The organism is Ideonella sp. P3_A4, from assembly GCF_056403075.1.
On sequence record NZ_JBFUGE010000244.1, the window covers coordinates 1 to 8761 of the forward strand.

Annotated in this window: 5 protein-coding genes; all 5 read left to right on the plus strand. The window is 67.9% G+C overall.

Features of this window, described 5'->3' with window-relative positions:
- Nucleotides 1-50: 50 nt before the first annotated feature.
- Nucleotides 51-2186: a hypothetical protein gene (locus AC1DYI_RS19770; protein ID WP_477205842.1), complete on the plus strand. Its 2136-nt coding sequence runs from the start codon at nucleotides 51-53 to the stop codon at nucleotides 2184-2186.
- 91 nt (nucleotides 2187-2277) lie between these two features.
- Nucleotides 2278-4605: a discoidin domain-containing protein gene (locus AC1DYI_RS19775; RefSeq protein ID WP_477205843.1), complete on the plus strand. Its 2328-nt coding sequence runs from the start codon at nucleotides 2278-2280 to the stop codon at nucleotides 4603-4605.
- Nucleotides 4551-7031 (plus strand): dockerin, encoded by a 2481-nt coding sequence (locus tag AC1DYI_RS19780; protein WP_477205844.1) that lies wholly within the window; start codon nucleotides 4551-4553, stop codon nucleotides 7029-7031. The genes AC1DYI_RS19775 and AC1DYI_RS19780 overlap by 55 nt, the downstream gene beginning before the upstream one ends.
- Nucleotides 7032-7212: 181 nt before the next feature.
- Complete coding sequence (locus tag AC1DYI_RS19785; RefSeq protein WP_477205845.1) at nucleotides 7213-7692, plus strand: glycoside hydrolase family 5 protein; 480 nt, start codon at nucleotides 7213-7215, stop codon at nucleotides 7690-7692.
- A 31-nt stretch (nucleotides 7693-7723) separates the two neighbouring features.
- A partial coding sequence (locus AC1DYI_RS19790) for a glycoside hydrolase family 3 protein (RefSeq protein WP_477205846.1) occupies nucleotides 7724-8761 on the plus strand: 1038 nt, incomplete at its 3' end.

Sequence of the window (8761 nt, forward strand, 5' to 3'; positions counted from 1 at the left end):
TCCCCATGGCCATTGACCGTCGCGGATTCCTTGCCACAACGGGGGCAGGCATGCTGTTAGGCCCGACAGCGCATCCAGCTTTGGCGGCAGGGCCTGCCGCCTATGCTTGGCGCAATCTGCCTTTCGGCGGCGGGGGCGCCGTCGGTGGCCTGGTTTTTCACCCGCGCCAACCCGGTCTGGCCTATGTACGCGCCGAGCGCGGCGGGGTCTACCGGCGTGAATCGAGTGACCAGCCGTGGGAGCCGCTGCTGGACCAACTGGGCGGCCTCGATGCGGACCTGATGAGTGTGCTCAGCGTGGCGGTGGACCCGCAGGATGCGCAGCGCGTGTACCTGGCCTGCGGTGACACCACTGGCGAGTGGGGCCGCAAGGCCGCGGTGCTGGCGTCGACCGACCGCGGCGCCACCTGGAAGCTGCACGAACAAAGCTTCCGCCTCGGAGGCAATGAAGCGGGCCGTGGCAGCGGCGAGCGGCTGCAGGTCGACCCGCAGGACGGCCGCGTGCTGGTACTGGGCACGACCCGTGATGGTCTGAAGAAGAGCAGCGATGGCGGCGCCAGCTTTGTCGGCCTGGACTTTCCATCCAGGCATGTGTCGCTGGTGTCGTTCGAGGCGGCCGGTGGCGGCAAGACCTTCTACGCCGGCGGTGTCGACCAGCCGGGCCTGTACCTCACCCGCGATGGCGGCGCCAGCTTCAAGCGCGAGGCGGATGCGCCGGCGCAGGTGCCGCAGCGTGCGGCCTTCGGCCCCGATGGTGTCCTGTACGTGAGCTTTGCGGCTGGCGGCGAATGGGCGCCCAACCCGGGGGGCCTGCGCGGCGGCAGCGTGTGGAAGCGCACGCCGGCCGGCGCCTGGAGCGACATCTCCCCGAGCAAGCCCAACGGCCGCGCCTACGCCTATGGTGCGTTGGATGTCGACCGCCAGGGCCGCGTCATCACCTCGATGCTGTTGGAGCACTGGGACGGCGCCGGCGACGAGCTGTATCTGTCCACCGACGGCGGCGCGCACTGGACAGCCCTGTCTGCGCGCTCGGCCCACGACACCAAGAGCCATCCCTGGCTGGCGGAGCGGTTGGCCGGCGTCGAAGCCATGGGACACCAGATCGCCGACGCGCGCTTCGACCCGGCGGACCCCGAGCGCCTGGTTTACGGCACCGACCACGGCCTCTGGTCCACAACCAATCTGGGCGCGGCGCAGCGCGAGGGGGCACGTGTGCAATGGCGCTTCGATGTGGCGCAGATCGAGCAAGCCCCGGCACTGTCGTTGCTGAGCCCTTCCGGCGGCGTCGTGCTGTTTGCCGCCATGGGCCGGGGCCTGGGCGGCGGCGCCTGGGAGGATGCAGCCAAAGCGCCCGAGGCCGGTCTGTTTCGCCCCTGTCGTGACACCAGCCCGAGCGTCGATGCGGCCTGGCAGGCACCGCAGGTGGTGGCGCGCACGCTGGACGCCGGCAGCGGCGGTGCCGTGTCGGTCAACGGTGGCGCGAGCTGGGTGCCTTTTGCTGCGCAGCAGCACGTCAAGGACGCACGAGGTGGGCATGTGGCGGTATCGGCCAAGGGCGGCAGCCTGATCTGGGCGCCGCCGCGCCAGCCAGCGATGGTCTCGCACGACCGCGGCAAGTCCTGGGCTCTCTGCAAGGGCTGGCCCGAGACGCGCGAAGCCGAGCTGGTGCCGGTGGCGGAAAAGAACGCCGAAGGCGTGTTCTACGTCTTCGACATCACCCGTGGCCTGGTGCTGGTCAGCGTGGATGCTGGCGCGACTTTCGCGCCGAGCTTGACTGGCCTGCCCAGCCTCAATCCGAGCTGGCAGCGAGGCCTGCTGCTCAGTGCGCCCGGCAAGCTGCGCGACCTGTGGATCGGGCTGCCCGATGCGCTGCTGCACGTGGGCGGCGTCGATGAACGCACGCGCACCATCCGGGCGGTGGCCGGCGTCGAGCGCTTGGCTCTCGGCAAGGCCGCGCCCGGCGCGGCGTACCACAGCGTCTACCTCTACGGCCGCGTGCAGAGCGCCAGCGGCACCGAACTCGCCGGCCTGTTCCGTTCCGACGATGCCGGCGCCAGCTTCAGGGCGATCGACGACGAGCAGCATCGCTTCGGCGGCGTGCTCTCGCTGGCGGCCGACCCGCTGGAGCATGGCACGGTGTACCTAGGCACGCCGGGCCGCGGCGTTTTCGTCGGCAAGCCCGGCTAGTCCGCACGCAACCTCACCCCCCGCGGCCGGCCTGCTCGGCGGCCGTGCCGGAGYTCGAGGCCCAGTGCATGCGAGCTGCCTCTTCGAGACCATGAAAAGACTTTCATTCATCGCTGCGGTCTTCGCTCTAGCAGCCGCCGCCGCAGCCGCAGCTGCAGCTGCGGCTCGCGCCGCCGCGCCCATTCCCTACGCCCAGGAGCATGTGATCGAGCCTGGCGATTCGCCGGCCGTCGTGGCCGAGAAGGCCGCCAAGGTGCTGCCGCGCGCCAACCAGGTGGACTGGATGCGCCTGGAGCGCACCTTCTTCCTGCACTTCGGCGTCAACACCTTCAACGAGGTGGAGTGGGGCAGTGGGCGCGAGCAGCCTGCGATCTTCAACCCCGGTGCACTCGATGCGCGGCAGTGGCTGCGCGCCGTCAAGCAGCTCGACGGCAAGATGATCGTGCTGGTGGCCAAGCACCACGACGGCTTCTCGATGTGGCCCACGCGGTACACCGCCCATTCGTCGGCCGCCAGCCCCTGGCGCGGCGGCAAGGGCGACTTGGTGCGCGAGGTTTCGCAGGCGGCCAAGGAAGCGGGCGTGAAGCTCGCCGTCTACCTCTCGCCGGCGGACCTGTACCAGCTCAGGATCAACCCCCAAAACCCTGCGGGCTACTACGGCAACGGCAGCCTCAAGCTCCAGTCCACCATCCCTACCGACCCGGCGAGCTTCAAGACCGAGCCTGGCAAAGGCCGTCAGCCCACACCCGGCTTCGGCAGCTACCGCTACGAGGTCGACGACTACAACCGCTACTTCCTGAACCAGCTCTACGAACTGCTCACCGAGTACGGCCCGATCAGCGAGGTGTGGTTCGACGGCGCCAACCCCGACCCCAGCGTCGAGCAGAGCTACGACTACACGGCCTGGTACGACCTGATCCGCCACCTGCAGCCCAAGGCCGTGATCATGGGCAAGGGCCCCGACGTGCGCTGGGTCGGGTCGGAAAGCGGCTACGGCCGCACCACCGAGTGGAGCGTGATCCCACTGCCCGCCGCGCCCGAGACCTTCAACTGGCCCGACTGGCAGGGCGGTGACCTGGGCTCGCGCGAGCGGCTCTTGCCCGGCTCGCACCTGTGGTGGTACCCGGCCGAGACCAACGTCACCATCCTGGGCAACGGCCAGTGGTTCTGGGCACGCACCAAGCGCCCGCGCCCGGTGCCGCAGCTGGTGGACATCTTCTATGCCAGCATCGGTCGCAACGGCAACCTGATCTTCAACCTGTCGCCCGACAACCGCGGCCTGGTGCCCGATGACCAGATGGCGGCGCTGGCGCAGATGTCGGAGATCGTGCGCAACACCTTCAAGCGCAACCTGGCCGTGGGCGCCAAGGTCGCGGCCGACCATGCGGCCCAGAGCCATGCCGCGCCGGCCGCAGCCGACGGCAAACTGGCCAGCTGGTGGGAAGCCGCCGCCGGCCGGAGCGCGGGCACGCTGACGCTGAAGCTGCCGCAGGCGCAGACCTTTGACGTGGTATCGCTGCAGGAAGCGGTGGACCACCGAGGCCAGCGCATCGAGCGCTTCGCCCTCGACAGCTGGAATGGCCAGGACTGGGTGCCGGTGCCGAAGATCTCGTCCGACGAGACCACCACCGTCGGCCAACGCCGGCTGATCCGCCTGGCCCGGCCAGTGACCACCGACCGCCTGCGCGTGCGCATCATCGAGGCGCGTTTCGCGCCCACGTTGGCCGAAGTGGCGCTGTACAGGCAGTCGCTCGACCTGATGCCGCCGGCCATCGCCGACCGTGGCTCCGATGGTGCGGTGGCCATCACCCACCCGGTGGCGGGCAAGCTCGTCTACACCACCGACGGCTCCGCGCCCACGCTGCAGTCGCCGGTCTACAGCGCGCCGGTGGCGTTGCCGGCCAGCGGCGTGGTCAAGGCTGCGCGGGTACAGCCTGATGGGCGGCTGAGCGTGGTTGGCTCGCGCAACTTCGCCGGCCTGTCGCCGCGCGGCTGGAAGATCGTCGAGGTCGACAGCGAAGAAGTGGCGCAGGGTCGGAACGGCGCCGCGCTGGCCATCGACGGCGATTCGTCCACCTACTGGCACACGCGCTGGGGCGCCGACCTGAAGCTGCCGCACCACATCACGGTCGACATGGGCCAACTGCACCGCATCGCCGGCTTCGTCTACTTGCCGCGGCAGGACGGCATGCTCAACGGCACGGCGGAGAACTACCGCTTCGAGAGCAGCGAGGACGGCCAGACCTGGACTGTCAACGTCGACAAGGGCACGTTCTCCAACGTGCGCAACAACCCCGACCTGCAGGAGGTGCGCTTTGTCCCCGTGAAGGCACGCTGGTTCCGCTTCACTGCGCTGGACGAGGTGTGGCGCAGCGGCTGGACCAGTGCAGCCGAGCTGTCCGTCATACCGGCCGAGTGACCGCCTCTCAAGACATCACCATGAAAGACATCACCATGAACGGCAAGCATCTCATCGTCGTCTCGGCCATCCTGGCGAGCCTGTTATCGAGCTGCGGAGGAAGCGGCGATAGCAGCACCGACGGGACCGGTTCGACGGGCTCGACGGGCTCCACCGGATCGACAGAAACGATCGGCTCCACCGGGTCCACCGGGTCCACCGATTCTTCTTCCGCCGCGGCGACCTGGAAGAGCGTGAAGTTCGGCGGCGGTGGCTACGTCACCGGGTTGATCTTTCACCCGACAACACCGAATCTTCTCTACGCGAGAACCGACATCGGCGGCGCCTATCGCTGGAACCCGCAGAAATCATCCTGGGTGGCGATCACCGATGGCTTCGGCGCCAACGAAGGCTTCTATCACGGCGCAGAGAGCATCGCGCTCGACCCGAATGACGACAAACGGGTGTACATGACCACGGGCATGTACAACTCGGCCGATGGCTCCGGGCGGCTGTACATCTCTTCGAATCGAGGGAATGTCTGGCAGCACGTGGATCTTCCTTTCTCCGTGGGCTCCAACAATGAAGGCAGGGCCATCGGGGAGCGCATGATGGTCGATCCCAACCAGCCGACGACCTTGTTCTACGGGTCGAGAACGGCCGGCCTCTGGAAGAGCAAGAACCGCGGCAAGACCTGGAGCCAGGTCACAGGGCTGTCCTCGACCTGGATGACTGCCGACCAGATCAGCGCTTCGAATGGCGGCGCGGAGGGCGTCGAGCTTGTCGTCTTCGACACCTCGACCAAGGGCAGCGGCGTGGCGACGCGCACGATCTACGTCGGCATCGCCCCCGACTACGCGAGCGCGGCCGGACTGCCCTTCAACCTGTACAAGTCCACCGACGCCGGCGCCAGCTGGTCCGGCGTGGCGACGCCCGTGTCCGGCTACCACATCCCCCACATGGTCCGCGCCGCGGACGGGATGTTCTACGTGGCGTTTACCCAGGGCGCGGGGCCGGGCGCGAACGGCCCCGCAAGGCTGTACAAGTTCGACGGCAGCCATTGGACCTTGCTCAAGCAGACCACGCCGGACCAGTGGACGAGCTTCGGCATGGGCGGACTGTCCGTCTACGGCTCCGGCGCGAGCACCCGCATTGCGTTGGGCATCACGAACTCCTGGGGCAACTGGCAAGGCCAGCCGGTGGTGGCGCTGTCCGACGACGCCGGGACGACCTGGAGGGAGATCGCGTCGACGATGCCGCACACCCCGGCGTCGGACGCGTTCTCCGGCTGGATYGACGACGTCGAGATCGACCCGTCGAACCGCGACCGCGTCCTCCATGTCCACGGCGGCGGAGTCTGGTCGACCCAGAACGTCTCTTCCGCAACGCCGAGCTGGACCGCCACCGTCGACGGCCTGGAAGAGACCGCCACCTTGGGTCTCATGACCCCGCCTCCAGGGGCGCCGTACACCTTGCTCAACAGTTCGGGGGACATCGGCATGTGGGTCCATACGGACATCACCAAGACGCCGACCCTTGGCCCTCACGGCAATGTGAGCTTCGGCAACGGGATATCCGCCGACATGGCGTGGTCCGATCCGACCTACATCGTCGCCATCGGCACGACGGTCTGGAACAGCACCGCCGCCGGTGCCTATTCGGGCGATGCCGGCAAGACCTGGTTGGCCTTCGCGACCAACGCCCCCGGCGCGCTGGCCAACCAGAGCAACGAATCGAACATCGTGGTCACCAGGCGCAACAACGCCGTCTGGGCGCCGGCCAATTCGGTGCCGTCCTACACGACCGACGACGGGGCGACCTGGGTCGCGACCAACCTGCCGGCTCTCGACGCGATGAGCATCGCCCGCAGCTACCRTCTGGCCGCCGACCGCAAGAACCCGAACAAGGTCTATGCCTACGATTCGGGCGGCGCCTGGTGGGGCACGTCGGGCAAGTTCTACACCTCGGTCGACGGTGGCCGGACCTTCACGCGCAGCCTCGACCCGGTGGTGTCGGGGCTGCGCGCCAACGGCTTCGGCTCCACGTCGTTGGCGGTCAATCCCAACGCCGAAGGCGACGTGTGGCTGGCCGACGGCAACAGCCTGTACCACTCGCTGGATGCAGGCGCGACCTGGAAGAAGCTGGACGTGACGGAGTCGGTCTGGGGCAGCAACCCACCGTGGTCGTGGCCCGAGCTGTACGGCGCCTCCGTGATTGCGCTGGGCAAGCCGGCGGCCGGCGCGCAGTACTCGGCCGCCGTCTACATCGTCGGAACGATCGGCGGCGTGTGGGGCGTGTACCGCTCCGACGACGGCGGCCAGACCTGGCCGCGCATCAACGACGACCAGCACCAGTACGGCGGCATCGGCCTGCTGGCAGCCGATCAAAAAATCCACGGCCGTGTCTACATCGCCGGCTCGGGCCGGGGCGTGCTCTACCGCAACTGAGCTTGCGCATCACTGAACACACTTCCAGCGCCATGGAACATCAATGAAACGTCGCGACTTCTGCTGTCTTGCTGCTGCCTTCTCAGCAGCATGGGCCATTGGGCTTGCGGGGTGTGGCGGATCCGGCGGTTCGGGCGGCGATGGCGACTCCGGTGGGACGCCGCCTCCCAACCACCCCGGCATGAGAAGCCTCACCAGCGTTCAGCTGTCCAAGGAGATGTCGCCCGGCATCAACCTGGGCAACACGCTCGAGGCCATTCCGACCGAGACGTCGTGGAACCCGACGCTGACGACGCAAGCGACGCTGGACGGCTTCAAGGCCGCCGGCTTCAAGACCGTGCGCATTCCGGTGGCCTGGAGCCAGTACGCAGACGCCAACCACAACATCAGCGCAACATGGCTGGCGCGTGTGAAGCAGGTGGTCGACTTCGCGCGCAACGCCGGCCTGTACGTCGTCATCAACATTCACTGGGACGGCGGGTGGATGAACCACCCCAGCTACGACCAGCAGGCGGCGATCAATGCCAAGCTGGCCAAGTTCTGGACCCAGATCGCCACCACGTTCCAGGACTATGACGATCACCTGCTGTTTGCCGGCTCCAATGAAGTGGGCATGGATGCCCCGATCGTGCGACCGGTGCGCAGAAGGAGCCGGACGTGATCGCCGCGATCGTCAACGCCGCGAAGTGAACATGCTCAACTCGAAGGTTGCCGCACTGACGGCGGCATGCCTGCTGTTCTCGACCCATGCTGAGGCCGCGCCCAACCAGCCTGCGAAGGGAAAAGCGGATTCGATCCGTTCGATCGCAGATCGGCAGGCGGCCGAGCTGGTGTCCCGCATGACGCAGGACGAGAAGGTCACCCAGCTCATCAACGTCTCGCCAGGCGTCCAGCGCCTGGACGTGCCGTTCTACAACTGGTGGACCGAATCGCTGCACGGTGCGATCGGGCTCATTCCCACCAACGTCTTCCCGGAGCCCATCGGCCTGGGCGCGAGCTTCGATGCCGCGCTGGTGCGAGACGTTGCGTCGGCCATCAGCGTTGAGGTGCGCGGTCTGAACACCTTCGGCCGCGAATCGGGGCAATGGAGCTCCGGGCTGAACACATGGTCGCCCAACATCAACATCTACCGCGACCCGCGCTGGGGCCGCGGCCAGGAGACCTACGGCGAAGACCCGTATCTGACGGCCACGCTGGGGGTGGCCTTCATCACCGGCATGCAAGGGCCCGACCCCGACCGGCCCGACGTGATCGCCACGCCCAAGCACCTGGCCGTGCACAGCGGGCCGGAATCGACCCGCCACTCGGTCAACGTGGTCGTGTCGCCGCACGATCTGGAAGACACCTACCTGCCGGCCTTCCGCGCGGCACTGGTCGACGCCAAGGCCGGTTCGGTCATGTGCGCCTACAACCGCGTCAACGGCGAGCCGGCCTGCGCCAGCAACGACCTGCTGAAACAGCGGCTGCGCGGCGCCTGGGGCTTCAAGGGTTATGTCGTCTCCGACTGCGATGCCGTGCGCGACATCCACGACGGCCACAAGTACATGCCCGACCCGCCCGCGGCCGCCGCCGCGGCGCTGAAGGCCGGCATGGACAACGAATGCCACACCGGTGCCTGGGGCGAATCGCCCAAGCTGCGCCAGCACTACCTGGACGCCGTGAAGCGCGGCCTCATCACCGAAGCCGACATCGACCGCGCGCTGGTGCGCCTGTTCTCGGCGCGCCTGCGC

What these genes read in the sequence shown, in the direction of transcription:
- AC1DYI_RS19770 (WP_477205842.1), top strand. Translation starts at nt 51, where the DNA reads ATGCTGTTAGGCCCGACAGCGCATCCAGCTTTGGCGGCAGGGCCTGCC.
- AC1DYI_RS19775 (WP_477205843.1), top strand. Translation starts at nt 2,278, where the DNA reads ATGAAAAGACTTTCATTCATCGCTGCGGTCTTCGCTCTAGCAGCCGCC.
- AC1DYI_RS19785 (WP_477205845.1), top strand. Translation starts at nt 7,213, where the DNA reads ATGAGAAGCCTCACCAGCGTTCAGCTGTCCAAGGAGATGTCGCCCGGC.